This is a genomic window from Sphingopyxis fribergensis (assembly GCF_000803645.1).
Lineage (GTDB): Bacteria > Pseudomonadota > Alphaproteobacteria > Sphingomonadales > Sphingomonadaceae > Sphingopyxis > Sphingopyxis fribergensis.
The window spans coordinates 4722089-4747814 of the sequence record NZ_CP009122.1 but is presented as its reverse complement, the minus strand read 5'-3'; the positions used below and the strand labels follow the sequence as shown (position 1 = coordinate 4747814).

The following is a 25726-nucleotide window of genomic DNA, read 5'->3' as shown; positions in this document are numbered from 1 at the left end:
ATCCGGCGAGACAAATCCGCGACGAAAGGACCGAAGATGAGCGAAGCCGGCCACGACCTTCACACGCTGTTTCCCGAGCATGGGCCGACGCTCCATGCGCTCAAGCTCGACAACGCCCATTTCCGTAAGCTCGCCGAAGATCATCATGACCTTTCGAGCCAGATTCAGCGCTTCGATGCCTGCCTTGCCGCTGTGCCCGACGACGAGCTGGAGACGCTGAAGAAGAAGCGCCTGTTCATCCTGGACGAGATCGCCGCGCTCATCGCGCACGAGGAGGCGGCGTGATGCACAATCTGGCCAAGATTCGCGCCGACCTCGTCGCGCGACTCGATCGGCTGGCCGCGCAGGTCGAGCGGGTGGAAGGCGAACAGAGCGCCCCGCTCGACGACGATTCGGCCGAGCAGGCGATCGAACGTGAGGATGACGAAGCGCTCGACGCGCAGCAGCGCGCCGCAGCTGCGGAGATAATAGCGATCCGGCACGCGATCGCGCGACTCGATGCCGGTTATTATGGCCTCTGCACCTCGTGCGGCACGCCGATCGATGCCGCGCGCCTTGCGGCCCTGCCGACCGCGACGCACTGCATCGCTTGCGAGCGCGAGCGCGGCGGCTGAGCGGCGGCGCCGGACGCGCACCATGACCGACGCACTATCAAGCGCTGGACTCGAAGGGCTCGCCGGACTTGGGCTCGCGCTCCTCCTCGGGCTGCTCGTCGGCGTCCAGCGCGGCTGGAGCCTGCGCAACGAGGCGGCGGGCAGCCGCTTCGCCGGCGTGCGGACCTTTGCCCTGTTCGGCCTCGCGGGCGGCATGGCGGCGGCGGCGGCAGCCCAGGCCCCGGCGATTGCGGCGATCGTCTCCGGCGCCGCGGCGATCCTCATCCTCATCGGCTATGCGAAGAGCGCGCGACCGCCCGACCAGCTCAGCGGGACGACGAGCCTCGCCGCGCTCATCACGCTCAGCTGCGGTTATCTCGCCGCGAGCGGCCGACCCGAGATGGCGGCAGTGGTTGCCGTTGCCATGACGATGGTGCTCGCGCTCCGCGACGAGCTGCATCGCTGGGTCGCGGGGCTCAGCGATGTCGAGGTCGGGGCGATCATCCGCTTCGCGCTCATCGCGCTCGCCATCCTGCCCTTGCTGCCCGACCAGAGCTTCGGCCCTTATGACGCCTGGAACCCGCGCCAGCTCTGGCTGGTCGTCGTCTTCGTCTCGGGCTTCTCTTTTCTCGGCTATATTGCAGCGAAGCGCTTCGGGGCCTCGCGCGGCACACTTGTCATGGCCGCGACCGGCGCAATGGTCTCCTCGACCGCGGTCACCGCGGCGCTCGCGATGCGCGTGCGCGACGGCGAGGAAAGCGAAGCGATGGCGATCGCCGGGATCGGCGCCGCGTCGGCGGTGATGCTGATCCGCGCGGCGATCCTGACCGCGGTGCTGGCGCCGGCGGCCATGCCCGGATTCGCCTGGATCGCCGCGCCCGCGGCGCTAGTGAGCGGCGGAGCCATTTTCTTTGCGTTGCGCAGCCGCCGCGACGCCAGTGCCAGCGACCGCCCCGTCGACCTCAAGAACCCGTTCCGCCTCGCGCCGGCGATCGGCCTGATGTTGCTCGTCATGCTGCTGACGGTGGCCGCCCGCTGGACGATGGCGCTGGTCGGCGAACGCGGCCTCGCGCTCGTCATCGCGCTCTCGGGACTGGCCGACGTCGACTCCGCGATCATCGCCGTGGGCTCGCTTCCCCAGGGTCTGCTCAAAGGCCAGCTCGCGACGATCGTGATCGTCGCGCCGGTCCTTGCCAACACCTTGTTCAAGGGCGCGACCGCCGTGGCGATCGCCGGCTGGCGGAAGGGGTGGAAACTTGCGCTGCCGCTCGTCCTCAGTGTCGCGGCGAGCCTCACGCTGGTTCCGATCCTTCTCTTCTGAAGCCGGAATGCCGATCATCGCCCTCGCGAGCGCGAAAGTTACCGAAAAGAAGGGGCATTCATGCCGATTACAAGTGACGAGGACGCAAGGGCTCTCGCCGCATCAGCGGAGGCCAGGCCGAGCCCGAGAGAATTTCTTCGCGCACTCGGTCCGGGCCTGATCGCCGGCGCCGCCGACGACGACCCGAGCGGGATCGGGACGCATAGCCAGATCGGCGCGGCCTTCGGCTATCGCCTGTCCTGGACCTTCGTGCTCAGCTTCCCGTTGATGGTCGCGATCCAGGGCATCGCCGCCGAGATCGGGCGGGTCACCGGAGCGGGGATCGCCCGCAATCTGCGGCGGCATTATCCCCGCCCGCTGCTGTGGTCGATGGTGTCGCTCCTGCTGGTGGCGAACATCATCAACCTCGGCGCCGATCTCGGCGCCATGGGGGCGGCGCTGGCGCTGCTCGCCGGCGGCAATGCCGGGCTCTACACCTTGCTGTTCGGCATCCTCAGCATCGTCCTCGAGGTCGGCCTCAGCTATCCGCGCTATGCCGCGATCCTCAAATGGACAACGCTCACCCTCTTCACCTATGTGGCGGTGCTGTGCGTCGTCCATGTGCCCTGGAGCCGGGCGCTGGGCGCGATGGTGGTCCCGGACATCGAGCTCAACGCCGCCTATGCGACCGCCTTCGTCGCGATCCTCGGCACGACGATCAGCCCCTATCTCTTCTTCTGGCAGGCGAGCCAGGAAATCGAGGAACAGCATCGCCATCATGCAAAACCGCTGTGTTTGACGCCGGCGGCGGCGGGTCCCGAACTGAAGCGCATCCGTATCGACACGCTGACCGGCATGGCGCTCAGCACGTTAATCTCGCTCGCGATCGTCTTCGCGACCGCGGCGACGCTGCATGCGGAGGGGGTGCGCGACATCGCCACCTCGGCGCAGGCGGCAGAAGCGCTGCGCCCGGTCGCGGGGGCGTTCGCCTTCGCGATGTTCGCGCTCGGGATCATCGGCACCGGCCTTCTCGCAGTTCCCGTGCTGGCGGGATCGGCCGCCTATGCGGTGACCGAGATGGCGGGAATGGCGGGCAGCCTTGACGCCAAGCCGCTCTCCGCCCGGCTCTTCTACGGCACGATCGCCGCGACGACACTCGCGGGGGCCTCGCTCTCGGCGATCGGGATCGACCCGGCGCGCGCGCTTTACTGGGCCGCGGTCGTCAATGGCGTGCTCGCCGCGCCGCTGATGGTCGTGATGATGCTGATTGCGCGCAATCCGCGCGCGATGGGGCGCCTCCGTATTTCGCGGCGGCAGCTCTGGTCGGGCTGGGCGGCGACTGCGGTGATGGCAGCGGCCACCCTGCTCTTCTTTTTCTTCCTCGTCGCGGGACAGGTCTAGGCTCGCGCGCTTGCCTGTTCGGCGATCAGCGCGTCGATCCGGTCGCGCTGCGGCAGGACGATGCCGAGAAGCCCGGCAAGCGTTGCGGCGCCGAGCTTGCGCATCAGGCGCGCGCGATGGATTTCGACGGTGCGGTGGCTGATGCCGAGCTCCTGCCCGATCTGCTTGTTCGTGAGCCCGCGCACCAGCCCGGCAGCGACCTCCATCTCGCGATGCGTCAGCAGATCGACCGGAGGCGCGGTACCCCGCTGCCGTGCGGCAGCGGCCGACGCCGAGCGGCGCGTTGATGCCATGGGGTATTCGCCGCGGCCTGTGGTCATGCGGTGCATCCTTCCGAAGGACAAAAGTCTATCGGGGACGCAGCATCGGGTCGTTACGTAATGTCCGCAGATGTCACGCGCCGAGTCCGGCCGCGAAAGCGAGCCGGAGGGCGTCCGAGAGGCTGCGGACGTCGAGCTTCGCCATGAGGTTGGCACGGTGGACCTCGACCGTGCGCGGCGAGATGCCGAGATCATAGGCGATCGTCTTGTTGGGCAGCCCCTGCGCGAGGCCTTCGAGGACCTCGCGCTCGCGCGGGGTGAGGATGGCGAGAACCACCTCGGCTTCGGCGGCGCGCGCTGCGGCCCGCCCAGCGGCGGCCATGCGAGCGAAAGCCGTCTCGATCGAGCCGATCAGCACCGCCTTTTCGAAAGGCTTCTCCAGAAAATCGACCGCGCCGGCCTTCATCGCGCGCACCGCGATCGAGACGTCGGCATGGCCGGTCAGCACGATCACCGGCATGGTAACGCCGCGCTCGAGCAGCGCCTGCTGGACCTCGAGCCCGTCCATTTCGGGCATACGCACATCGAGCAGGATGCAGCCTTCGGAGACGTGCCGGATTTCCTTCAGGAAAGCGATGCCATTGGCCCAGGTCTCGACGGCATAGCCCGAAGTCTTGAGCATGAAGCTCGCCGAGCGCCGGATCGCCTCCTCATCGTCGACGATATGCACAAGCTTTCTATCCGACATCATCTTCCTCCGCTTTCGCGCTCACCAGCGTGAAATGAAACTCGGTCCCGCCGCCGGGGCGCTTTTCCATCCAGATGCGGCCGCCATTGGCTTCGACGATTGTCCGGCAGATCGAGAGGCCGAGGCCCATGCCCTCGGCCTTGGTGCTGACGAACGCCGTGAAGAGTTGCTCCGCGACCTCGGGGGTGACCCCCGGGCCGGTATCGGCGACGATCACCCGGACAAAGCCGCGCTGGTCGGGACGGCTCGTGACGGTCAGCTGCCGCACCGGGCTGTCGGCCATCGCTTCAACGGCGTTGCGAATGAGGTTGATCAATACCTGCTGGATCTGGACCTTGTCGACGAGCACCGGCGACGCATAGGGATCGAGGTCGAAACGGGGCTCGACGCTCTTCTCGCGCGCGCCCATCAGCCCCAGAACCGCCGCCTCGTTGATGAGCAACGGCAGTTTCTCGATCGTTTTCTCCACCTCGCCGCGCGCCACGAAATCGCGCAGGCGCCGGACGATATGACCGGCGCGCAGCGCCTCCTTCGCCGTATCGTCGAGCGCATCGCGAACCATCGGCATATCGGCAGGATCGGGATCGGCGAGCAGGTCGCGAATGGCCTCGACATAATTGGCGACGGCGGTGAGCGGCTGGTTGAGCTCGTGCGCAAGCGTCGAGGCCATCGTCCCCATCGCGCTCACGCGCGAGACGTGGATCAGTTCGGACTGGAGCGATTCGAGCCGCGCCTCGGTCCGCTGGCGCTCGGTGAGATCGCGAATGAAGCCGGTGAAGAGCGGATGGCTGTCGCTCGACGCCTCGCCGATCGACAATTCCATCGGAAAGGTCGAGCCGTTCTTGCGCTCGGCGAACACCACCCGCCCGATCCCGATGATGCGTTTCTCGCCGGTTTCGAGGAAGCGGCGAATATAGGCGTCGTGGCGTTCGCGATCAGGCGAGGGCATAAGCCGGCTGACATTGACGCCAAGCAGTTCGGCTTCCTGATAGCCGAACAGGCGCTCTGCGGCAGCACTGAACGAGACGATCAGCCCCTGATCGTCGATCACGACCATCGCATCGGGCACCGTCGACAGGATCGAGCGGAGATGGCTCTGCTGCGATCGCAAAGCTTCCTCGGATGCGCGGCGCCCCGTGATGTCCGAGACGATCTTGGCAAAGCCGCGAAGGCTTCCGTCATCGTTGCGAAGCGCCGTGATCGAGACGTCGGCGAGAAACTCCGAGCCATCCTTGCGCACGCGCCAGTCTTCGGTCTCGAGGCGGCCCTCGCGCACGGCCGTCGCGAGATCCTCGGCGGGCCTGCCCGCGGCAACCGCGTCGGGCGGATAGAAGATCGCCGATTCCTTGCCGACGACCTCGTCTTCGCACCACCCCTTGAGGCGCTCGGCGCCCTTGTTCCAGATCGTGATCCGGCCCTCGGCGTCGAGCAGATAGATGGCGTGGCCTTGCGCGCCGTCGATCAGCAGATTGAGCTCCTCGGCAACGAGCGCCGCCTCGGCATCGCGCCGTGCGGCGTGGCGGTCGCTTTCGTGCATGCGCTTGCGCATCCGCTCGAAAGCCTGCGACAGCGCAACGATGCCGGCCGCCGTGAGCAGGAAGACCGCGGCCTCGACCAGATTATAGGTCCCGTCGCCGCGATAGCCGGCAAAATAGAGGCCGAGAAGCAGAGCGGGACCGGTCGCGATCGATGCCGCAAGCGGTCCGGCGAGGACGGCGGCGGCGAGAATCGCGGGCGCGAACAGCAGGAAGGGTGCATTGTCGGCAAGCCAGGGCTCAAGCGCATAGCGCAGCAGCCCGGCGGCGGCGACGAGAGCCAGCGCGCAGGCGAGACGCGCCGCGAAAGAGCGTTGCAACATCGACATCGACCGCGCGGCCTCCGCCCGCGCTGCAAAAAAGGCGCCGCCATCCTGAAGGTGCGCCTTCCCCCGGCCGCCATCCATAGCGATTTTCGGGCGAGAGCGAAACGCTCGCTGCGTGGGCGATCCGTATTGATCCTTAAGGGGCATGCCGCTTCGCTAAGGCCGTGCGCGCGGCGGGACCATGCGGGAAACTACGGATAGGAGGAATGCGTCCGCGATCCCAAAAGCGGCGGGCGGATCGCCGCACCTCGCCCATCCGTCCAGCTCGGCCCGGCGCGGTGGTCCGTTCCGGCCGCGCCATCGCGCGCACCTTTAGGAATTCGCCATGAAGGCCAGACGGATCACGCTCATCGACCGACACCCCGACCCCGATCCGGGGCGGTTCGTCCATGCGCTCGCCGACGCCTATGCGGCGGCGGCGCTGGCGGCGGGTCATGACGTCCGCCGCATCGCCGTCGCGGGCCTCGCGTTCGACCTGCTCGAAAGTCGCGCCGAGTGGGAAGAGGGTCCGCTGCCGCCCGCGATCGCCGAGGCGCAGGACGATATTGCCTGGGCCGAACATCTGGCGATCTTCTACCCGCTCTGGCTCGGCGACCTGCCCGCCCGCCTCAAGGGCTTCTTCGAACAGGTGATGCGTCCCGGCTTCGCCTTTCAGCCCAAGGCGAAGGGTTTGCCCGAAAAGCGCCTCAAGGGCCGGACGGCGCATATCGTCGTGACGATGGGGATGCCCGCGCTCTTTTACCGTGTCTATTTTCGCGCGCACAGCCTGCGCAGCCTCGAGCGCAACATTTTGGGCTTTGTCGGCATCACGCCCACCGAGCGAAGCATCGTCGGCAATGTCGAGGGCGATGCCAAGCACCGCACGACGTGGCTCGAGACAATGACCGAATATGGCGCGGCCGCGCGCTGAGCGCGATGCAAGGCCGCGTCCCCTTCCACCTGCGAACGAAAGAGAGTTTGTCATGGCCGACCCCGAAACGCAGCTGAAGATCGCCTTTCATGGGGCCGCGGGCACGGTCACCGGCTCGTGCATGGAACTCACGCTCGGACAGCGAAGGATTCTGATCGATTGCGGGCTGTTCCAGGGATCGCGAAGCCTCGAGACGCTTAATCACGGCGCCTTCGGGTTCGACGTCGGTACGATCGACGCGGTCCTTCTTACCCATGCTCATATCGATCATTGCGGATTGTTGCCGAAGCTGGCGAAAGAAGGATATCGTGGCGGCGTCTGGTGTACCGCGCCGACCGCCGACCTACTCGAATATATGCTCGCCGACGCCGGCCGAATCCAGGAAAGCGACACCGCGCGGCGGAACCGCCGCTACGACCGCGCGGGCGAAAAGATGTTCGAGCCGCTCTACACCGAGGCCGATGGACTGCGCGCGTGGCGCCTGACGCGGCCTGCCGAGCTTGGGACCTGGTTCGAGCCCGCACCGGGCTTCAAGGCGCGGCTGTGGAATGCCGGGCATATTCTGGGGTCGGCCTCGGTCGAGCTTGAGGCGGGCGGGGTTCGCCTGCTCTTCTCGGGCGATCTTGGACCCGACAACAAGGCATTCCAGAGCGATCCCGATGCGCCCACGGGCATGGACTTCATCATATGCGAATCGACCTATGGCGACCGGCCGCGGCCGAAACTGACGATCGAGGACCGCCGTCAGCTCCTCGAAACCGAAGTGAAGGCCGCGCTCGCGCGCGGCGGCAATCTCATCATCCCGACGTTCGCGCTCGAGCGGACGCAGGAGCTGCTGCTCGACCTCGCCCGCCTCGCCGAGGCGAACCGCATCCCGAACGTCCCCATCTTCGTCGACTCCCCCCTTGCGAGCCGGGCAACGAAAGTCTTCGCGGCGCACGCGGCCGAGCTCGAGGATGTCGCGGGCAGCGACATCTTCCGTCACCCCTCGATCCGCTATGTCGAGGATGTCGCCGAATCGATCCGCCTCAACAGCGTGTCGGGCGCCATCATTCTCGCTGCCTCGGGCATGTGCGAGGGCGGGCGCATCCGCCACCATCTCGAGCATAATCTGCATCGGCGCCAGTCGACGATCTTGTTCGTCGGTTTCCAGGCGCGCGGATCGCTCGGGCGGGTCATTCTCGACGGGGCTGAGCGCGTGCGGGTTTCGGGCAAGGACATCAATGTTCGCGCCGCCGTACGGCGCATCGAGAGCTATTCGGCGCATGCCGACCGGGACGAGCTCGCGGCCTGGATTCGCGAACGTCATCCGATCCGCGGCGGACTTTTTCTCGACCATGGCGAGAGCGAAGCGATCGAAGCGCTTCGCTTCCTAGTCCAATCCGAAACGCCGGGCCTCGCCGTCGTCGCTCCCGCGATCGGCGAGAGCTTCGCGCTCACCCCGGGAGCACCGCCCAAGCGAATCCAGACCGGACGCGTCGATCTTACCCAACTCGCGGGCGACGACTGGCAGAATGACTATGCCGATTTCGCCGCCAATCTGAAGCACAACCTCGCCCATATCCGCAGCGAGAAAGGTCGCCGCAGGGCGCTCGACGATATGCGACGCGTGCTCGCCGGCTATGAGGCGGCGCGCTCCGAACAGAAACGGCGCCGCCGTGCGGCATAGGCAAAAACCTCGCATCCGGCGGTGCCGATGCGATCGAGGCCGTCCAAGGCAAAGGTCCAGACGCCTTCCACCCACAAAAGGAGACTTCGCATGAAAGCCCTCGTCTATAACGGCCCCGGCCTGAAGGCCGTCGAGGAGCGGCCCGTCCCCCAGGTGCAGGATACTGGCGACGCGATCGTGCGCATCACCAAGACGACCATTTGCGGCACCGACCTTCACATTCTCAAAGGCGATGTCCCCAGCTGCGAGCCGGGGCGCATCCTCGGGCATGAGGGCGTGGGCATCGTCGACAGCATCGGGGCGGGCGTGACGGCTTTCGCGCCCGGCGATCATGTTCTGATCAGCTGTATCACCGCGTGCGGGCGCTGCGAATATTGCCGCCGGGGCATGCAATCGCATTGCGCGACGGGCGGGTGGATCCTCGGCAACATCATCGATGGCACCCAGGCCGAATATGTTCGCATCCCGCATGCCGACACGAGCCTCTATGCCATCCCCGAGCAGGCCGACGAGGATGCGCTTGTCATGCTCAGCGACATCCTCCCGACCGGCTTCGAATGCGGCGTACTCAACGGCAAGGTCGCCCCGGGGTCGACCGTGGCGATCGTCGGCGCGGGGCCGATCGGCCTCGCCGCGCTGCTCACCGCACAGCTCTTCTCGCCCGCCCGTATCATCATGATCGATCTGGACGAGGCACGCCTCGCTGTCGCACGCCGGTTCGGCGCCAGCGACACGATCAACAGCGGCACGCGCGACGCCGCGGCGGCGCTGATGGAGATGACGGGCGCGCGCGGCGCCGACACGGTGATCGAGGCGGTCGGCATCGCCGCCACCTTCGAACTTTGCCAGCTGCTCGTCGCAGCCGGAGGAACGATTGCGAATGTCGGCGTGCATGGCGCCAAGGCCGACCTGCACCTCGAGCGCCTGTGGTCCCACAACATCACGATCACGACGCGATTGGTCGACACCGTCTCGACGCCGCAGCTGCTGCGGATGGTCGAGGCGAAACAATTAGACCCCGAACAGCTTGTCACCCACCATTTTGCGATGGCCGACATGATGGACGCTTATGACGTCTTCTCCCGGGCCGCCGAAACGAAGGCGCTCAAGGTCATCATCGAAGCGGCCGATCCACGCGCGGCGAGATCCGCCGCGTGACGCAGCGCATGCACGAGATCGCGCGGACCATCGTCGATCTGCAGGCCGAACTCGATCGCGAGATCGAACATCGGCGCAGGGCGCTCGGCGTGCGGGTCCATGACCGGCTTGTCGAATTCGAGCGCGGCATCGTGATCGAACAACGGAAACTCAAGACCAGCGTCCGCGCTTTTTTCGCCCGCTCGTCCTTCGGCGCCGTGATCAGCGCGCCCGTCATCTACTCGATGCTGCTTCCGCTGCTCCTCCTCGATATCTGGATCAGCTTCTACCAGGCCATCTGCTTTCGCGCCTATGGGATCGCCCGCGTCGAGCGGCGCGACTATATCGCGTTCGACCGGGGGCGCCTCGCCTATCTCAACTGGGTCGAAGCGCTGAACTGCGCCTATTGCGCCTACGCCAATGGCGTCATTGCCTACGCCCGCGAGATCGGAAGCCGGACCGAGCAATATTGGTGCCCGATCAAGCATGCGCTCAGGATCAGCGACCCGCACCAGCGCTATTATGAATTTCTCGAATTTGGCGATGCCGAGGGGTATCGGACGCGCCTTGCCGCGTTCCGCGCGTTGCTGAGCGCGGATGGCGACGACAGCTCCGCGGAGCGCGCCGCCGCGGCGCGGCAGGCGGAAGCGCAGGAACGGACGAGTCCGTAGAATCCCGCAATGCGGCGCTTCCAGCGCTGCGTTATGCCTGCTCCCGACGCCATTTCCGCAAAGGAGACGACTATGATTGCGACCAATGCGCCCGGCCGCCCGGTGCGGAGCAGCCTCTGGAAAGAAATCTCGGTCCTCGAGATCGGCGTGGCGGCATGCCTTCTCATCCTGTTCATCCTGTCACGCACTTTCCTCGAGACGATCGCAGCCATCTATATGCTCGTTGCCGCGATGCTGTTCGCCGCGATCGTCCAGGGCCGCATGGCGGCGACCTGCGATGACCGGCTGGATCGTCGGCTCTGGCTCGCAAGCGCGCTCGCCTGCCTGGTTCAGGCGATCATCCTGTTCGTCGATCCGCTGCTCGGCGGCTATCATACCGCGATGGCGATGGCTGGCGTGCTCGCGGTTGGCGCGGCGGCGCGGCTGACGCTCGCGCTCGCCCGCAACCATGCCGGCCGCGGCTGGCTCTATCTCTCGGGCGCGGTCAGCATGATGGTATCGCTCGCGATCGGGTTCGCCTGGCCGTTCGCCTCGATCCTCCCCGCGGCGCAAAGTCTCACGCTCGACCTGCTCGCCGTCGCGGCGATGCTGGCGAGCGTTACCGGAAAGGCCCCGACATGTTCGAAATGATCCACACGAAGGATGATGTGCTCGCCGTCCGTGTCGACGGCAAGATTACGGGAGAGGATCTGGCCTCGATCATGGACCGGCTCGACACCGCGATGGCGGCGAACGAGACTGTGCATGTCTATGCCGAGACGCGGTCGATCGACGGTATCGAGATCAGCGGGCTGGCCGCGCATATCGCGCGGGCCGCACCGCTTTTCGCAAAGCTCGACCGGTTCGGACGCGTCGCGGTCGTCGCCGACCAACTATGGATCCGGGCCCTCACGCGGATCGAAAGCGCGCTTCTGCCGCACATCAGCTATCGGGTGTTCAAGCCCGAAGATCGCGGCGCGGCCCTGATGTGGGTCGAAGGGCACGACGGATGACGGGCACCCTCCCGCTGGGTCCCTGGCCGTCTGCGCGCGGCGATCACCGCGAAGCCCATCTCGTATCGCGGACGGGATGGCTGCGGGCAGCCGTGCTCGGCGCCAACGACGGGATCGTGTCGACCGCAAGCCTCATTATCGGTGTCGCGGCGTCCGGCGCCACCCATCAATCGATACTGGTTTCGGGAATTGCCGGCCTCGTTGCCGGCGCCATGTCGATGGCGGCAGGCGAATATGTGTCGGTCAGTTCGCAGGCCGATACCGAGCAGTCGGACCTTGCGCGCGAAAAGAGAGAACTGGCGAGCGACCCCGCTGCCGAACGCGATGAGCTGGCCGGCATATATGAAAGCCGCGGCCTCGATCCGGAAACCGCGCGCATCGTGGTCAGCCAGATGACCGCGTTCGACGCGCTCGCGACGCATGCCCGCGACGAACTCCATATCACCGACATGACGGCGGCGCGCCCGGTCACCGCGGCGCTGGCATCTGCTGCCACCTTCACCGCCGGCGCGTCGCTACCGCTCCTTGTCGCGGCCCTGGCGCCGACGACGCGGATCGTTGCGCTCGAAGCTCTCGGGTCGCTCCTGTTCCTCGCCGCGCTGGGATGGCTGGGCGCGTTGGCAGGCGGCGCGGCGCCTGCCCGTCCGGTTGCACGTGTCATATTCTGGGGCGCGCTTGCGATGGCCATCACTGCCGGAATCGGCCGGCTGGTGGGCACGGCTGTCTGACGGTCGTGGGCGGGCCCGGCCCCGATCCTCGAACAAATGATCGGCAGAGGCAGCCTTTTCGCTCTGGCGCGGTTTCCTGCTTCATGGTGGCCGCGGCCGAACTAACGAAACATTCGCGGCTCCCGGCCGCCTCCGCCAATCTACAGGCATGCGAGAACCTGGGCATCGGCGGTCATTATGGAGCAAAGGCGCCATGACCGCGGCAGTTGCCCCCGCACCAACGGACTTCGGCCCTGATCGGGTATTTCCGCTTGCTGCGCAGCGCGTCGGCCTTCTCTATGCTTGGCGCCATGGGCGCCGCGTCGCCTGGGACCATCCCGCCCGCTTCACCGAACTTGTGCAGCTTAGAAAGCTGACCGACCGGTCCCCGATCCAGACCCAGATGATGGACAAAATAGCGGCGAAGCGCCTTGCGGGAGCGCAGCTGGGTGAGGAGTGGATCGTGCCGACCATCTGGCAAGGCACGGCCCTGCCCCGGCTTATCCTGTTTCCAGTCCCCGCGATTATCAAGTCGCGTCACGGCTGCAACCAATATCGTGTCGTCACCGCGGTACCCGACTGTGAACGATGGCAGCAACTGCGCAGAATCGCGCGCCGCTGGCAGCGCAGGCCCTATGGGCGCTGGCTCGACGAGTGGGCCTATCACGACGTTCCGCGCGGCATCCTCGCCGAACCACTGCTTGGCGGCGCGCTTCCGCTGCCGATCGACTATAAGATATATGTGTTCGGGGGTGTCGCGACGCATGTCCAGGTCCATCTCGGGCGCGGCCGTCGGCATCGATGGATCCTTCACGACCGCAGCTGGCGGCAGCTCGTCAGGGCCGCGGACGAACCGCCACCGCCGCCCTCACTGGCCGCGATGCTGGAGGCAGCCGAGGCGCTAGCCGGCGACATGAACTTTCTTCGCGTCGACTTTTACGACGTCGGGGGCCGGCCCTATTTCGGGGAATATTGTCTCTATCCGGGTTCCGGGCTCGACCCCTTTGCCGCGGACTGGATCGATTTTGAACTCGGGGCGCTCTGGCTCTCCGCGATGGCGAGAAATGCGGCGCCGTCAGACCCTTTGAAATTCGTGACCGAGCAGCCATGCCGCGGCCCGGTCGTCGCCCCGTCATCGGCCATGATCGGTATCGAAACTGCGTTCGAGGAGTTTCATGCGATCGACGATCGAGAAAAAGAAGGCCGTCGACCAGCCGATCAGGATGATCCCGCTCGCGCCCTCGATCGCGCCGAGGATGCGCAGTCCCGGGGGCAGGACGATGTCGCCATAGCCTATGGTGACATAGGTTGACGTCGAGAAATACAGGGCATGCTCAAAGTCCGTGAAAGCGCTAAGGAGCTGATAAATTCCCGCCCAGATCCAGATTTCAGCCGAGTGCAGCGCGAACAGCCCGAAAGCGGCGACGAGAATTGCGCCGCCGTTGAGAAGAATGACGAGATAGCGCCGCGACGCACGCCGGTAGCGGCGCAGGATCGCAAGCAACAGCGCCAACCCGGCGAGATGCACCACGACCGTAATCCCGACGACGAGGGTAGCGAGACCGAGCTGATGGGCGAGCGTCACGAACCGCTCCGGACGGCCGGCTGCACGATCGCGGAGCTATGCCCCCGGCCGGCCTTGCGGCGCGGCCGCGCCATCAGGCCGCGATTTCCGTACCGGTGCGAGCCGACAACGCCGGGCGCTCACCATCATAGACGAACTCCGCTCCGCGCAGGTCGATCCGCGGGAAGGCGTCCTTCTCCGCCCAATAATCCTGATTGTGGCGCCATTCGGGTTTGTCGCCGCGGCGCGGCATCGCGTCGAGACCGCGCATCAGATAGCCCGGATTGAAATTATCTTCCTCGATCCATGGCAGGATCTGCATGCCCTCATCCTCAGGCCGCAGCGCGACCTCGACCCTTTTTGCACCGATGTCCTCCATATGGTTGAGGAGGTTGCAAACGAAGTCCCCCATCATATCGACCCTGAGGGTCCAGCTGGCGCGAAAATAGCCCATGACCCAGGTGAGGTTGGGCACGCCGGTCATCATCATGCCGCGATAGGTAATCGTCTGCGCCCAATCGACCGGTGCGCCGTCGATATCGAACGGGATTCCGCCCATGACCGACAGATTGAATCCGGTCGCCGCCACGATGATGTCGGCTTCAATCGCCTCGCCGCCGGCCGTGCGGACACCCGTCGCGGTAAAGTGATCGATCATATCGGTGACGACCGTCAGCTTCCCTTGCGTAGCGGCCTTGAAGATGTCGCCGTCGGGGCAAAAGGCGAGGCGCTGCTGCCACGGGCGGTATTTCGGCGTGAAATGGGGCTCGAACACGAAGTCGGGATCGCCCGAATAAGCCCGGATCAGCGCTTTCAGATCCTCGAACACCGCGTCGGGCTCGGATTGGCACCGCCGTGTCATCAGATCCTGGTCGTGCATGATCTGTGCCCGCACGACGCGATGGACCGTGGGCTCGTCGATCCCGACTTCGCGAAGCCGGTCGGCAAGTTCGTTCCTGTTCTCGCTGCAGTAGAAATAGGTCGGCGAACGCTGGAGCATCGTCACATGCGCCGCCTTTTCGGCGAAGGCCGGCACGATGGTTGCCGCGGTGGCGCCCGAGCCGATAACGAGTATGCGCTTGCCCGCATAATCGATCGCCGGGTCCCAGAGCTGGGCATGGATGAACTGCCCCTCATAATTCGACAGGCCGGGCCAATCGGGGATGTAGGGCTTCTCATGATCATAATAGCCTTGGCACATCCAGAGGAAGCCGGCTGTGAAGGTGACCGCCGCGCCATCCGACGCGCGCACGGCCTCGATCGTCCAGCGATTGGTGGTGCTCGACCAGTGGCAGGCAGTGATGCGATGGCCATAGTGGATATGGACGCCGATCTCGTTCTCCTCGATCACCTCGCCCATATATTTGAGGATTTCGGCGCCGCTGGCGATCGGCGCGCCGACCCAGGGCTTGAAGCGATAGCCGAATGTGTAGAGGTCCGAGTCCGATCGCACGCCGGGATATTTGTGGGTCTCCCATGTCCCGCCAAAAGTCGGTTTTGCCTCGAGGATCGCGTAACTCTTGCCCGGACACTGCTGCTGGAGGTGATAGGCCGAGCCGATGCCCGAGATGCCGGCACCGACGATCAGCACATCGACATGGATCGGACGGGGCTGGCCTGGGTCCGCTCGGTTCCTGGTTTCCGCCATCGACAGCTCCCTTTTCCTTGTATCCGTGGAACGGCATGAACACCGCATCATCAAAGGTCATTGACCTTGATCAACCAGGCCGGCGCCCTCATCTGTTCGAGGATGTGCTGCCCAGGCGCCAGCAGTGCCGGTCAGAGCCGGAAGAGAAAGAACCAGACCGACCCCAGAATGACGAAGGCGAAGTAGACGAGCCACAGCCCGAGCGCACCCGCGTGCTCGCGGTTACGCTCGATCGGGTCTTCGGGGTTCGACGGCGCCACCGTCAGGATCCCTTGCGCGCAAATCTTCGCGCGGCGAGGAGGCCTGCGGTGAGAAGCGGAACGAGCGCCGCCGCCGCGCGTAGCTTGGGCGATCGCGAAACGCGGCCGATCTTCTTGCGCATCCGGCGCGGCACGCCGAGCTTCGCAAGCGACCTATCGACATTAGGCAAATCCATATTGTCCTCCTTCGTCCTGAGCGTGGCCAGAGACTGGGCGAAAGGGGCAGGGCGCGAAATACGTAGATCCCGCATGTGGCCGGGGCGCGAAGGACGCGTTACCGTTCTGCAATGCCTGCCCGGCGGTACCTCGCGGACCCAGCAGGTCGATGCGATGATTGGGAGACCTGATCGATGCCGCGGCCGATGACGGCTCGAAGCGCCGGGATATTGCTTTATCGGCTGATAGGCGGGAGCTTGGAGGTCTTGCTCGTCCATCCCGGCGGACCCTATTGGCGCCGGCGCGATCGTGGTGCCTGGCAGATTCCGAAGGGAGATATTGTAGCCGGCGAAAGCACGGAGGCGGCGGCCTTGCGCGAAGCTCAAGAAGAGCTTGGCACGGCGTTGCAAGGGACGCTCGTTCCAATGGGGCGGCTCCGGCAGGCCGGTGGAAAGATCGTCGAAGGCTTCGCGCTCGAGCAGGATCTCGACACTGCCGCGATCGTGAGCAATTGCTTCGAGATCGAGTGGCCTCCGCGCAGCGGCCGGCGCCAGTCTTTTCCAGAGATCGAGGCGGCGCAATGGTTCACGGTCGCGGAGGCCGAGGCCATGATGCTTCCCAGCCAGCAGCCATTCCTCGACCGGCTCGCCGATTATCTGGCCCTAAGACACTGACACAAAAGCGGCCGCCCCCGTTTCTGGGACGGCCGCAAAGCGAATCTTTCCCGATCGCTCCGCTCAAAGGGCGATCGTGATATTATCCTCGACTCGGGTGCCCCCCGGCGCCGACCATGCGGCCCTCTCGCCGACCCCGCGTTCGGCCCATGCCTTGACCTTGCCGCCGAGTTTGATGATGCCGCCGTCGGTGGTAACCGCGGCCGCGTCGAGATCCGCCTGGCGCTTGAAGGCGGAGACGATGCGCCTCTTCACATGGGCGGGGGCCGGGTACTGCTTGACCTCGATCGACCGCGGCAAAGCTTCGTGCAGCCTGTGCGGATCGACTACGACCGTCGTCCGCCATCGCACCGTATAGGCCCGCATAGGCGGGCGGGCCGCCGACGGGGAGGCTCAGCGCTTGCGGACAAACTCTGCGCGAAGCACAAGACCCTTGATGGCTTCGTGGCGGCAATCGATTTCCTGCGGATCGCCGGTCAGCCGGATCGACTTGATGACGGTCCCTACCTTGAGTGTCTTGCCGGCCCCCTTGACGTCGAGATCCTTGACCAGAACCACCTGATCGCCGTCGTGGAGGATGTTGCCCACCGAATCGCGTATCTCGACCTGCCCGGCCGCCGCGTTTCGGCTGGCCAGTTCGGATGCAGGCATCCACTCGCCGCTCTCTTCATCATAGACATAATCATTATCGCTGGTCATTTCATGCTCCATTGAGGTTGGCGGCCGTTCGGTCGGTCGAACGGACGCATATATTTTTGAGAGCGCGCAAAGCGCGGAACTGCATTCACTTCTTTCCGAGCAGCTCGACGGCGAGCGCCTGCGCACGCGCATAGTCGGCCGCATAGGAGAGCTTCATCGACGTTTCGCCAAGCCCGACGCGACCCAACATCGAACGGGGCTGCGGCTGCACACCCGACAATATGACCTCAGCCCCGGCGAGCCGCGCCTGTTCGACAAATTCCTCGAGCGCCTGCGCCCCGCTCGCGTCGAGTAGGGGCATAAGCCGCAGGCGCAGGATGATGACGCGCGGTGACTGGCCCAACCGGCGCAGCGTATCGAGAAGTTCGCCAGCGACGCCGAAGAAGAAGGGACCGGCGATCCGGAACACTTCGACGCCCGGCGGTAAATCGTCGCGCTGATGCCTATCTTCGGAATCGAGATCGATATCGCGCGGCCTGCCGGACCCGACCTCGACGGCCTCAGCCATGCGCGCCATGAACAAAAGCGACGCGAGCGTCACGCCAACGCCGATCGCGACCGTCAGGTCGACGAGTATCGTCAGCCCGAAAGTCAGCAAGAGCACGGCCCGATCGCTGTTTGGCATGCGGAGCAAGGCGAGGAAGCGCTGATACTCGCTCATGCCCCACGCCACCATGAACAGGATCGCGGCGAGCGCCGCCATCGGCACATAGGCCATCAGATCGGTGCCGAAGAGGATGAACAGCAGCAAGAAGACCGCATGCATGATACCCGCGACGGGCGTCTTCGCGCCCGAGCGGATATTGGTCGCGGTGCGGGCGATCGCCCCCGTTGCGGGGAGACCACCGAACAGCGCCGAGCCGAGATTGGCGACGCCCTGGCCGATCAGTTCCTGGTTTGAGCGGTGCCGCGTCCCCGCCATGCCGTCGGCGACGACTGCGGATAGCAACGCCTCGATCCCCGCGAGGAAGGCGATGGTGAAGGCCGACGGCAGGACGGCGCTGATCTTCGCGAATGAAATCTCCGGAAACGACGGCATTGGAAGACCCGCCGGAATATCCGGAAACCGCGAACCGACGGTATCGACCGGGAGCTTCAGCAACGCCACAACGAACGCGCTGACCACCACGGCAATCAGGAAGCCGGGAAGTCGCGGCGCCAGCCTGCGAAAGCCAATGATGATCGCGAGGGCACCGATGCCGACGCCGATGGCGGCCCAGCTAGCACTCGGCAAAGCCCCCAGATAAGCCTGCCATTTGGGAAGGAAATCGGCAGGCACCTTGTCGATGGCAAGACCGAGGAAGTCCTTGACCTGGCTCGACGCGATGATGACTGCGATGCCCGCGGTGAAGCCGATCACAACCGGGTGCGGGATATATTTGATCATCTGCCCGAGCCGCAGCACACCGGCGAGGATCAGGATCAGTCCCGCGAGCAAAGTGGCGATGAGCAACCCGTCATAGCCGTGGCTCGCGATCACATTGAAGATCACGACGACGAAGGCGCCGGTCGGCCCGCCGACCTGGACGCGCGATCCGCCGAGCGCCGAGATCAGGAAGCCGGCGACGACCGCGGTGATCAGCCCCTTGTCGGGCGAGGCACCGCTGGCGATGCCGAGCGCCATGGCGAGCGGCAGCGCGACGATCGCGACGGTCAGGCCGGCAATCGCATCGGCGCGGAAGGTTGCGGCGGAATAGCCTTCGCGAAAAACCGTCAGGAGCTTGGGCGTATAGGCTTTCGCCGTCACCGGGCGGCTGCCTCGCTGACGTCCTTGTCGTAGAGAAGCGAAGACCCCAGCCCTTTGGGCTTGCCTTCGATCGTCTCGCGCAAGCGGACTCCGCGGCCGATCCCGATGCTCGGCGCATTCTCCCCAAGAAGCTCGATTCCCGCGCCTTCGAGCGCGGCGATCACTTTCACCAGCGTGTCGATGACGCCGCGCACCTGGCCACCGGAGCTTTCCATCCGCTGGATGGTTGGAAGGGAGAGCCCGGCCAGTTCGGCGAGATGGCGCTGGTCGATCCCGAGAAGGGCACGGGCGGCGCGCATCTGCTGTGACGTGATCATATCAGCTCCTTGATGCTTTATACATCATTTATAATTCTTAACATCATCAACTAATGCTGTATATATCGATCATGCCAATCGATAGATCAACTTGTCGCGCTCTCACGGGCGCGCGCCGCCAATGCCGTTCGCGAGTTTGCCGCAAGGAGCCCGGCTGATGCCCAATTTCATGGTTTCGCCCTTCGACCGTCCCGTCACCCGGAAGATCTCGCCGCCAGCGAACGATGAGGTGTCGAATGTGGATAGCTTTGTCCTTCCGGCGTCGGGCTGGGAGTCGATGCTCCGCGGCGCGAGAAGCCGCTGCCCTCGCTGCAACGAAGCGAAGCTGTTTACCCGCTTTCTCAAGCCGGTGGCGACTTGCCCCCATTGCCTGCAGGACTGGACGCATCAACAGGCCGATGATTTTCCGGCCTATGTCTCGATCCTGCTGACCGGGCATATCATGGCGCCGATCATCATCGCGCTCGTTCAGGAGACGGCGCTGTCGCTCGCAGGGCTTGCCGCGATCATCGTCCCGCTGATGCTGGCGCTGATGATCGGGTTTATCCAGCCCGCGAAAGGGGCGATCATCGCCCTGCAATGGTGGTTCGGCATGCATGGATTCGAGAAGGAACGGCGAGACGCGGAGGCGTTCGACCGCAAACAATAGGGAAGATGAATGGCCGCTGCGCCTCGGGAGAGCGGACTCAGGCCTGCCGCATGGTTCCCGTGTCTATGAACCGCTGGTGCCACGACAGCGCCTCGGCCAACAGCGACGGAGCATGCTGGCCATATGAGCCGCGCTGTGCCCGCTCGAAATAGTCCGCGAGCATGGGGCGGTAATCGGGGTGCGCACAGTTGTCGATGACCAACCGCGCTCGTTGCTTGGGCGACAGGCCGCGCAAGTCCGCGAGGCCCTGCTCGGTGACGATCACCTGCACATCCTGGTTGATATGATCGACGTGGCTGACTTGCGGAACGATCGTGGAAATGCTTCCTCCCTTTGCGGTCGATGGCGCCATGAAGACTGAAATATAGGCGTTGCGGGCGAAATCGCCCGACCCGCCGATACCGTTCTGAATGCGCGAGCCCATGACGTGGGTCGAGTTAACCGCGCCGTAGATGTCGGCTTCGATCATCCCGTTCATCGCGAGGCATCCCAGTCGGCGGATCAGTTCGGGGTGATTGCTAATTTCCTGGGGCCTCAATATGATCCGCTCGCGATAGCGCTGCATATCGGCATTGAGCTCCAACGCCGCCTCGGGGCTCAGCGAAAAGGCGGTCGCCGACGCCATTCGCAGCTTGCCGGCCTTGAGAAGGTCGAGCATTCCATCCTGAAGGACTTCCGTATAGGCGTCGAGCTGATCGAACGGACTGTCGAGAAGGCCGCTCAGCACGGCATTGGCAATGTTGCCGACTCCCGACTGCAACGGCAGGAGATGGGCGGGAAGACGCGCCCGGGACACTTCATGCCCAAAGAATTCGAGCAGATAGCCCGCAATGCGCAATGCCGTATCGTCGGCCGGTTTGAACGGCAGGTTCCGGTCCGGACTTTCGGTTTCGACGATCGCGACGATTTTTTCCGGGTCACAGCGAAAGCTGGCCTGCCCGATCCGGTCGTTGGGGCGAACGAGCGGGATCGGGACGCGATCGGGCGGCAGCGCAGTACCGTAATAGATGTCGTGCATTCCTTCGAGCGCTGGATTTTGCCACCGATTCACTTCGAGAATGACCTTGTCGGCGCGGTCGAGCCAGGTCTTGTTGTTTCCCACAGAGGATGAAGGCACAAGCGAGCCATCGGGCAGGATCGCCGTGACTTCGATCAAGGCAGTATCAAGCGGCCCCAGAAAACCCTGCCAGGCCATCGGTGCGACCTGGCTCAGATGCATGTCGAAATAGTTCATCTCGCCGCGGTTGATCATGTCGCGGGCGATGGGGTCGGAATTATAGGGGAGCCGAAATTCTATTCCCTTGGCCTTGGCCAGCGCGCCGTCGAGTTCGGGTCCTGTCGATGCGCCGGTCCACACCTTGATCGAAAAGGGTTCGCCGGCTTCATGCGCCCGCTCGATGCGTCGCGCCAACGCGATCGGGACCGCCTTGGGATACCCCGCCCCGGTGAAACCGCTCATGCCAACCGTCGAACCGGGCGCAATCATCGCCGCTGCGGCATCCGCGTCCATTACGCGCGAGCGCAACAACGTCAGACCAATGCGAGAGCTGGCCACGTGAAATCTCCGATCATCAAAATATACGCTACTCATTGGTCAGATCGTGCTGTGACGCAAGGCCGACGCAACGCCTTTTCTCGATGACTCGATGAAGTGCCACCCGATGATGGGCGGTGGTCATCGTTCAGCTCTCGATGCCGCACGAAAGAAAGCGGAGAAGCCGCGACACCGGATAGCGTGCGAATAATTTCCGGACATAAGCAGGTGATAACGCGGACCGGCCTGCCGAAGCGCTTTCAGCTTCAAGCGGCCCCTTGCTTTGGGTTGGCCGCATGAAGATCCTTTCAGATCTGCGAAGGCCGCATCCGCGCCAACATCCTGTCCCTTAGAATATAATGGTGGAACAAAGACGCCGCGGCATGAAGCCCGATAAGCCAATATCCGATCGTACCGCCCAGTTCGTGGAGCTTCTCCACTCGCTCGGCTAGGGCGCCGTTCGCTGCGACCAACGGCGGTAGCTCGATGCCGAAAAAGGGTATCGCTTCGCCTTCTGCACTCAGGACAAGCCAGCCAGCGACCGGCATTGCAATCATCAGGACATACAGCGCGGCGTGCGTTGCGCCGGCAATCGCGTTTCTCCACGCCGGTTCATTCACCGTTGCCGGCGGCGCCCATATCAGGCGCGCCGCGATCCTGAGCCAGACGAGTGCGAAGACCGAGAGGCCCAACATGAAGTGCCAGGTTTTGAAGGCTTCACGGGTTATGGTGCCTTTCGGCCAGAATTCCCGCAACTCGATGGCCGCATAGACGGCGACAAGGAGTAGAAGCATAAGCCAATGAAGTATGATCGATGGGAGTGCATAATGCTCCGGGTCGGTCTTGGGCGTCACATCGGTTCTCCTCAAGCCGATTCACCACAGTCAGTATCTCGGCACATTGATTTGCATCAAACCCGCGAAATGCCCAATGGCGTTGTGCGGCGCGGGCTAGACGCCGCAGCACGCCTGGCAAAGGGCGGCGGCGACCCTCCGCATCTTGGGGTCCGACAAACTAGAATATCGCGTCTGCGCCTTACCGCGCATCGACACGATCCCCTGCTTTCGGAGACGAGCGAGATGCTGCAAACCCGCAGACTGCGACAGGCCGCAAATCTCAGTCAGCTCGCCAACCGACACCTCGCGTTCGGCGATCTGGCACAGCATCATCTGCCGCTCTCGCTCCGCCAAACAACGCGCCGCCCTATTCTGAGACCGGCGGAACCGCGATCTCAAGCAGCGCGCAGCAGTTTGTCGCAAACCCGCCGAACTTCCGGTCCGGCGCGATCAGGTATTGGATGGCCGTCCTATCCCCGCTCACTCAAAATCGGGCTTTCACAGCGTTTACCAGTGAGCCTAGCGGCTATTTTCCCGGGTTCGCCGGAACTTCTCCAGCTAGGTCACTTTTGTCAAAGTCTTCGCATGGTGTCAGCGGGGAGAGCGAAGCGACACAATGTAAGCAGAGGCCATCTCAGCCTCTTCTCTGGTTAACATGATCGACATCGCATCCGGTGTATCGTGTCCATCGCGAAAAAATTCGCGCAGCAAATCTTGGTTAAACCCCATGTCATTCGCCACCACCACAAAGCTGGGCGCCTGCGAATTGGGCGGCTCAACGCCCGGGCGTAATGCATGACAACCGCTACAGCGCTCTTCGACAAAAGAAAGCGTTCGCGCGTCCTGAGTTTGCGGCGCGGTCGCAAGGGCTGCTGTATTGGAAGTAGCAACTTCCCTTTCGGCGGGCACGCATGCGCACAGCAGAGCAGTTGTCAGTACGACGAACAGTCGTGAAATCTGCATGGCGAGCCTTTCTGGGGGCCAGGTGGCGAGGTTGCAAAGCAGCGTCGCAATCAAACGTGGATGGCACAGTCTCCCATACTGGCTAACTGTGGCTCCTGATCGTAGAATTCGACGACCATGCGGACGGGGCCAATCGGTTCAACCAAATGGGGCTGGTCCGGAAGGACGATCCCCGGATGCTCGGCGTCGAGGATGGTTTCCGAAACGGGATCGAGCACCCTGTAGCGAAGCCGGCCTTCGAGCACCCGAATGACGCCCCAAACGCCGACTTTAGTTCGATGCTCCCGGCGAAGCCCGGCCGGAAGCGTGGTCTCGTCAAAGATGGGGGTACTTCTGTACGGTTCAGGTGCGCCAATCTTCACGGGGCCGTCCGGGCGTCGGTCGCCGCGCATCGGGATACCGCCGCCCTGCATTCCGTCACGCATCTCAAGCATGCAGCCGGATTTCGGTAGCGTGGTCGGGATAGGCTGCGACCTGCGATTGATCGACATGCTCGCCATTGAGCTGGTTTGCGAAACCATGATTGACGTCGCGGTGATGCGCTTCGTCCGCGCGCACCAGCAATACGACATCGCGCAATTTCGCATCGTCAGCCATTTTCCAATAATGTTTGGCAATGGCAGGTGCGGGCACGTTCGGCGACCGACCCTCGTCGATTTCCTGGAGGTACAATGTGTAGCTGGTGACGGCTTCCTCCTCGAAATAGCCGACAACGCGGTGAGCGGTACGCGACGAGACCAGATAGAGGATCGAAAATCCAACCAGGAACACGCCTTGGACAGACAGGATCATCAGCCGCTCGAACCAGGTGGGCTTGGCGATCTCGATGAAAGTCATGAGGTGCATGCGCTCGTTTTCGGCTTCCTCCATCAAGGTCCGGATCCAGCCGTCGTCGTCGCGCATCCGGCGTAGACAGCTCAGATGGGTGAACATCGCGCCGACCATGCCCGGCACCGCCGCGACCGTCTCGAGAACGATCGCCCGATGGCCGTAGCGCTTGGCGAACAGCCTGTCGGCGCTGAAGCGGAGAAGCTTGGTGAAGCCAAGTGCGAACCGGTCGGAAAAGCCGTTCGGCTGGTGATGCACCGCGGGCCGTACATTACGTTCGGTGGCGAGGGCGAGCTTGTCGGGGACCAGGATCATATTCGTCATCTTAAGTCCTTTCAGGACTGCGTGGGAGTCGGTCGGGATGCATTCCCGGGCGCCGGAGAGAGCCGAAAATACAGCGCGAGTTTAAGACTTTCGGCGATCCGCGCCGCCTTGCCCTGGAGCGCGGCGGCGGTGGTCGGTGGCAATATCTCGGCAGTCACCTCAGCCCAGAGCATCAGCCAGCGATCGAACATTGGCGGCGTGATAGAGGGCAGGTGCTTGAGGTGCGCGGCAACCGGGCTGCCTTTGTAGCGACCGCTGGTCAGCATGACAGAAGACCAGAAGTCAACCAGCTTTCCCAGGTGCTGCTGCCAGTCGCCGATCACGCTATCGAACACCGGACCGATCAGAGCATCGTCCCGGACGCGCGCGTAAAAGCGTGGAATCAGGCGCTCGAGCTGCGCCTCGCTAACGTTGCCGCTGATGTCCAAATGCCGCTCCTTTCTGCCATGGCCATATGCCGGGTGGTCTCGCGATCGGCCTGACCCCCAAAGATCGATCACGCATCGACCGGCAGCGGCAGTTTTCTCTCGACCAGCACGAGCGTGGCATCGCCCGGATAGGGGCGCGCGGTGAAGCCCATGTTGCGTTCCAGTTCGATCGCGGAATGGTTCGCGTAGCTTTCGATCGACTGGAGCGTTTGTACGCCGGCTGCCTCCGCAAAACGTGCGACATATTCGAGCAACTTCCAGCTCACGCCGCGGCCCTTGTAATCCGACCGGATGCTGATCGCGACCTCGCCGGTTTCCATCGCGTCGTCACATGCGAGCATCGCGGTTGCGATGACCGTTGCGCCATCTTCTGCAAGCGCGAGAAAATTCTCTTTCTGGCGATGATCGACGTCGATCAGTGCGGCCAAACGGTTATGATCGACGATATTGATGCCGGTGAGAAAACGGAATCGCAGATCGTCGGGGGTCACATGCGTGAACAGCTCCGCGAGCGCCGGTTCGTCGTTCGAACTGATCGGGCGAACATGGAATTTGAACCCCGTCCGGGTTGTAAGATCGCCGCTCCAGCTCTGGGTGTTCATTTTTCGTCCTTTCGATGCGGCGCGGTTATTTGCCGAATGTATCGAGACGCTTTTGAACCGGAGCGAGGAGTAACCCTATCCGTAGTTCCCCGTATTCGTCCGGCGTCGCGACGGGCGATTAGGTGGGCATGCCCACGGCTGTGACAACATCGGACAGCTTGGCAAACGAGCTCAAATTTGCGGGGTTTGGCCGATGAGAGAGTGTCGGCGTGTTGCGCCAGAATCGGCTAATGCGGACATCGACATCC

At 64.1% G+C, this 25726-nt stretch carries 32 protein-coding genes and 1 pseudogene; 14 read left to right on the top strand and 19 right to left on the bottom strand.

The annotated features are described in order from the left end of the window. The first annotated feature begins 36 nt into the window (after positions 1–36). The 4 genes from SKP52_RS22255 to SKP52_RS22240 are packed head-to-tail and all read left to right on the top strand — an operon-like array spanning position 37 to position 3294. Positions 37–285 (top strand): YdcH family protein, encoded by a 249-nt coding sequence (locus tag SKP52_RS22255; RefSeq protein WP_039578893.1) that lies wholly within the window; start codon positions 37–39, stop codon positions 283–285. Next, entirely contained in the window at positions 285–614 is a 330-nt protein-coding gene (locus tag SKP52_RS22250; RefSeq protein WP_039578889.1) for a TraR/DksA family transcriptional regulator, read from the top strand. The genes SKP52_RS22255 and SKP52_RS22250 overlap by 1 nt, the downstream gene beginning before the upstream one ends. A gap of 22 nt (positions 615–636) precedes the next feature. Then, on the top strand, positions 637–1914 hold the full coding sequence (locus SKP52_RS22245; RefSeq protein ID WP_039578887.1) for an MgtC/SapB family protein: 1278 nt from the start codon (positions 637–639) through the stop codon (positions 1912–1914). A 60-nt stretch (positions 1915–1974) separates the two neighbouring features. Next, positions 1975–3294, top strand: coding sequence for an NRAMP family divalent metal transporter (locus SKP52_RS22240; protein ID WP_052208748.1), 1320 nt, complete (start codon positions 1975–1977; stop codon positions 3292–3294). On the opposite strand, the gene SKP52_RS26690 is transcribed toward SKP52_RS22240, so the two are convergent. The 3 genes from SKP52_RS26690 to SKP52_RS22225 all read right to left on the bottom strand — a co-directional run bounded on the left by SKP52_RS26690 (position 3291) and on the right by SKP52_RS22225 (position 6160). Then, a complete protein-coding gene (locus SKP52_RS26690) occupies positions 3291–3614 on the bottom strand; it encodes a response regulator transcription factor (RefSeq protein WP_056369310.1) in 324 nt (107 codons plus the stop codon). The genes SKP52_RS22240 and SKP52_RS26690 overlap by 4 nt on opposite strands. Before the next feature lie 73 nt (positions 3615–3687). After that, on the bottom strand, positions 3688–4302 hold the full coding sequence (locus tag SKP52_RS22230; protein ID WP_039582121.1) for a response regulator transcription factor: 615 nt from the start codon (positions 4300–4302) through the stop codon (positions 3688–3690). Beyond that, positions 4292–6160, bottom strand: a complete 1869-nt coding sequence (locus SKP52_RS22225; protein WP_081997592.1) for a PAS domain-containing sensor histidine kinase — start codon at positions 6158–6160, stop codon at positions 4292–4294. The genes SKP52_RS22230 and SKP52_RS22225 overlap by 11 nt, the downstream gene beginning before the upstream one ends. Positions 6161–6488: 328 nt before the next feature. Here SKP52_RS22225 and SKP52_RS22220 point away from each other — a divergent pair, with 328 nt between their 5' ends. From SKP52_RS22220 to SKP52_RS25745, 8 genes and pseudogenes are all read left to right on the top strand, one after another. Further along, positions 6489–7073 carry an NAD(P)H-dependent oxidoreductase gene (locus SKP52_RS22220; RefSeq protein WP_039578885.1) on the top strand — a complete coding sequence of 195 codons (585 nt, stop codon included), beginning with the start codon at positions 6489–6491 and terminating at the stop codon, positions 7071–7073. 52 nt (positions 7074–7125) lie between these two features. Next, positions 7126–8742 carry an MBL fold metallo-hydrolase gene (locus SKP52_RS22215; RefSeq protein WP_039578882.1) on the top strand — a complete coding sequence of 539 codons (1617 nt, stop codon included), beginning with the start codon at positions 7126–7128 and terminating at the stop codon, positions 8740–8742. A 90-nt stretch (positions 8743–8832) separates the two neighbouring features. After that, positions 8833–9900: a zinc-dependent alcohol dehydrogenase family protein gene (locus SKP52_RS22210; RefSeq protein WP_039578879.1), complete on the top strand. Its 1068-nt coding sequence runs from the start codon at positions 8833–8835 to the stop codon at positions 9898–9900. Then, positions 9897–10550, top strand: a complete 654-nt coding sequence (locus SKP52_RS22205; protein ID WP_081997490.1) for a hypothetical protein — start codon at positions 9897–9899, stop codon at positions 10548–10550. The genes SKP52_RS22210 and SKP52_RS22205 overlap by 4 nt, the downstream gene beginning before the upstream one ends. 72 nt (positions 10551–10622) lie before the next feature. Then, positions 10623–11180: a hypothetical protein gene (locus SKP52_RS22200; RefSeq protein ID WP_039578876.1), complete on the top strand. Its 558-nt coding sequence runs from the start codon at positions 10623–10625 to the stop codon at positions 11178–11180. Continuing rightward, positions 11168–11542: a SpoIIAA family protein gene (locus tag SKP52_RS22195; protein WP_039578874.1), complete on the top strand. Its 375-nt coding sequence runs from the start codon at positions 11168–11170 to the stop codon at positions 11540–11542. Before SKP52_RS22200 ends, SKP52_RS22195 begins: the two co-directional genes overlap by 13 nt. Further along, entirely contained in the window at positions 11539–12270 is a 732-nt protein-coding gene (locus SKP52_RS22190) for a VIT1/CCC1 transporter family protein (protein WP_052208742.1), read from the top strand. Before SKP52_RS22195 ends, SKP52_RS22190 begins: the two co-directional genes overlap by 4 nt. 148 nt (positions 12271–12418) lie before the next feature. After that, positions 12419–13231: pseudogene (locus tag SKP52_RS25745) on the top strand (ATP-grasp fold amidoligase family protein); the annotation flags it as partial. Positions 13232–13381: 150 nt separating this feature from the next. Here SKP52_RS25745 and SKP52_RS22180 read toward each other — a convergent pair. The 4 genes from SKP52_RS22180 to SKP52_RS26570 all read right to left on the bottom strand — a co-directional run bounded on the left by SKP52_RS22180 (position 13382) and on the right by SKP52_RS26570 (position 15897). Next, complete coding sequence (locus SKP52_RS22180) at positions 13382–13834, bottom strand: potassium channel family protein (RefSeq protein WP_039578868.1); 453 nt, start codon at positions 13832–13834, stop codon at positions 13382–13384. A gap of 73 nt (positions 13835–13907) precedes the next feature. Then, on the bottom strand, positions 13908–15461 hold the full coding sequence (locus SKP52_RS22175; protein WP_052208739.1) for a flavin-containing monooxygenase: 1554 nt from the start codon (positions 15459–15461) through the stop codon (positions 13908–13910). Positions 15462–15592: 131 nt separating this feature from the next. Continuing rightward, complete coding sequence (locus SKP52_RS27295; RefSeq protein ID WP_267128009.1) at positions 15593–15721, bottom strand: hypothetical protein; 129 nt, start codon at positions 15719–15721, stop codon at positions 15593–15595. Between the two features lie 2 nt (positions 15722–15723). Then, entirely contained in the window at positions 15724–15897 is a 174-nt protein-coding gene (locus SKP52_RS26570) for a hypothetical protein (protein ID WP_156377268.1), read from the bottom strand. A 174-nt stretch (positions 15898–16071) separates the two neighbouring features. Here SKP52_RS26570 and SKP52_RS22170 point away from each other — a divergent pair, with 174 nt between their 5' ends. After that, positions 16072–16551: an NUDIX domain-containing protein gene (locus SKP52_RS22170; protein ID WP_228383748.1), complete on the top strand. Its 480-nt coding sequence runs from the start codon at positions 16072–16074 to the stop codon at positions 16549–16551. A gap of 63 nt (positions 16552–16614) precedes the next feature. Here SKP52_RS22170 and SKP52_RS22165 read toward each other — a convergent pair whose 3' ends face one another. The 4 genes from SKP52_RS22165 to SKP52_RS22150 all read right to left on the bottom strand — a co-directional run bounded on the left by SKP52_RS22165 (position 16615) and on the right by SKP52_RS22150 (position 19314). After that, positions 16615–16917, bottom strand: a complete 303-nt coding sequence (locus tag SKP52_RS22165) for a BON domain-containing protein (RefSeq protein WP_052208737.1) — start codon at positions 16915–16917, stop codon at positions 16615–16617. Positions 16918–16944: 27 nt separating this feature from the next. Next, positions 16945–17250: an alkylphosphonate utilization protein gene (locus tag SKP52_RS22160; RefSeq protein WP_039582095.1), complete on the bottom strand. Its 306-nt coding sequence runs from the start codon at positions 17248–17250 to the stop codon at positions 16945–16947. 85 nt (positions 17251–17335) lie between these two features. After that, entirely contained in the window at positions 17336–18997 is a 1662-nt protein-coding gene (locus SKP52_RS22155) for a SulP family inorganic anion transporter (RefSeq protein WP_039578865.1), read from the bottom strand. After that, the gene (locus SKP52_RS22150; RefSeq protein WP_039578863.1) at positions 18994–19314 is read right to left on the bottom strand and encodes a helix-turn-helix domain-containing protein; all 321 of its coding nucleotides are present in this window, start codon (positions 19312–19314) and stop codon (positions 18994–18996) included. The genes SKP52_RS22155 and SKP52_RS22150 overlap by 4 nt, the downstream gene beginning before the upstream one ends. Before the next feature lie 157 nt (positions 19315–19471). On the opposite strand from SKP52_RS22150, the gene SKP52_RS22145 reads away from it, so the two are divergent. Beyond that, on the top strand, positions 19472–19963 hold the full coding sequence (locus tag SKP52_RS22145) for a DUF983 domain-containing protein (protein ID WP_321164062.1): 492 nt from the start codon (positions 19472–19474) through the stop codon (positions 19961–19963). A 37-nt stretch (positions 19964–20000) separates the two neighbouring features. Here the strand turns inward: SKP52_RS22145 and SKP52_RS22140 are convergent, their stop codons facing one another. From SKP52_RS22140 to SKP52_RS22110, 8 genes are all read right to left on the bottom strand, one after another. Beyond that, complete coding sequence (locus SKP52_RS22140) at positions 20001–21518, bottom strand: acetyl-CoA hydrolase/transferase family protein (protein ID WP_039578860.1); 1518 nt, start codon at positions 21516–21518, stop codon at positions 20001–20003. A 287-nt stretch (positions 21519–21805) separates the two neighbouring features. Then, positions 21806–22351, bottom strand: coding sequence for a cytochrome b (locus SKP52_RS22135; protein ID WP_039578857.1), 546 nt, complete (start codon positions 22349–22351; stop codon positions 21806–21808). A 96-nt stretch (positions 22352–22447) separates the two neighbouring features. Then, a complete protein-coding gene (locus tag SKP52_RS22130) occupies positions 22448–22663 on the bottom strand; it encodes an ArsR/SmtB family transcription factor (protein WP_235534173.1) in 216 nt (71 codons plus the stop codon). Positions 22664–22924: 261 nt separating this feature from the next. Continuing rightward, positions 22925–23296: a hypothetical protein gene (locus tag SKP52_RS26310; protein ID WP_148309214.1), complete on the bottom strand. Its 372-nt coding sequence runs from the start codon at positions 23294–23296 to the stop codon at positions 22925–22927. 50 nt (positions 23297–23346) lie between these two features. Then, complete coding sequence (locus tag SKP52_RS22125; protein ID WP_052209030.1) at positions 23347–23688, bottom strand: DUF1971 domain-containing protein; 342 nt, start codon at positions 23686–23688, stop codon at positions 23347–23349. A gap of 34 nt (positions 23689–23722) precedes the next feature. Beyond that, entirely contained in the window at positions 23723–24439 is a 717-nt protein-coding gene (locus SKP52_RS22120) for an alternative oxidase (RefSeq protein WP_052208733.1), read from the bottom strand. A 20-nt stretch (positions 24440–24459) separates the two neighbouring features. Then, positions 24460–24876 carry a group III truncated hemoglobin gene (locus SKP52_RS22115; RefSeq protein WP_407695049.1) on the bottom strand — a complete coding sequence of 139 codons (417 nt, stop codon included), beginning with the start codon at positions 24874–24876 and terminating at the stop codon, positions 24460–24462. Between the two features lie 68 nt (positions 24877–24944). Continuing rightward, the gene (locus SKP52_RS22110; RefSeq protein ID WP_039578850.1) at positions 24945–25478 is read right to left on the bottom strand and encodes a GNAT family N-acetyltransferase; all 534 of its coding nucleotides are present in this window, start codon (positions 25476–25478) and stop codon (positions 24945–24947) included. Between the last annotated feature and the right edge of the window lie 248 nt (positions 25479–25726).